The following is a 634-nucleotide window of genomic DNA, read 5'->3' on the forward strand; positions in this document are numbered from 1 at the left end:
TAGAGTGCATCTTATGATTCAAGACATCAACATTTTGAGAGATCTGTCCCTTGCCGAAAAACTGTCTCGTGTCGCTCGTTTATGGAAGATGGTTGCCGACCGTGAGCTCGAACCGCTAAACCTAACTTACCCGCGCTGGACGGCGCTTTGGAAGCTGTATCGAATGGGCGACAACATCAGTCAAAAGCAACTTGCTGAAGCGCTTGAGATTGAGCTTGCCTCGTTGATGCGCACGCTAAAACTGCTCGAAGAGCAATCGCTCGTTACGCGACGTTGTTGTGAGCATGACAAGCGAGCACGAATTGTCAGCTTAACGGACGAGGGCAAAGAGCTGTTGATACAAATGGAAGAACGCATCTTGCAGGTCCGTCGAAAACTGCTCTCAGAAATAAATGACCAAGAGCTAAAGAAATTGGGCTTGATCCTAGAGCAAATTGCTCACAATGCGCTCGATTCACTTGGCGAATAAAGTCAGAAATCCTAATAAAAAAGAGAAGTAAACGCCTATGACTCCAGACCAAAAGTTCGCGCGTTGGATCAAATATTCTTGCGTCGCGTTTGTCCTTGTCTTTGCCTATTTTCTTGTTGCTGATTTAGCAATGCCGTTAACTCCTCAGGCGATGGCTACCCGAGT

General features: G+C 46.8%; 1 protein-coding gene and 1 pseudogene. Both read left to right on the forward strand.

Features of this window, described 5'->3' with window-relative positions:
• The first annotated feature begins 13 nt into the window (after positions 1 to 13).
• Positions 14 to 469, forward strand: coding sequence for a MarR family transcriptional regulator (locus R8N47_RS26060; protein ID WP_005477342.1), 456 nt, complete (start codon positions 14 to 16; stop codon positions 467 to 469).
• A gap of 37 nt (positions 470 to 506) precedes the next feature.
• A pseudogene (locus R8N47_RS26065) lies at positions 507 to 634 on the forward strand (HlyD family secretion protein); the annotation flags it as partial.

This window comes from Vibrio sp. 2132-1 (assembly GCF_033344315.1).

What these genes read in the sequence shown, in the direction of transcription:
- R8N47_RS26060 (WP_005477342.1), top strand. Translation starts at nt 14, where the DNA reads ATGATTCAAGACATCAACATTTTGAGAGATCTGTCCCTTGCCGAAAAA.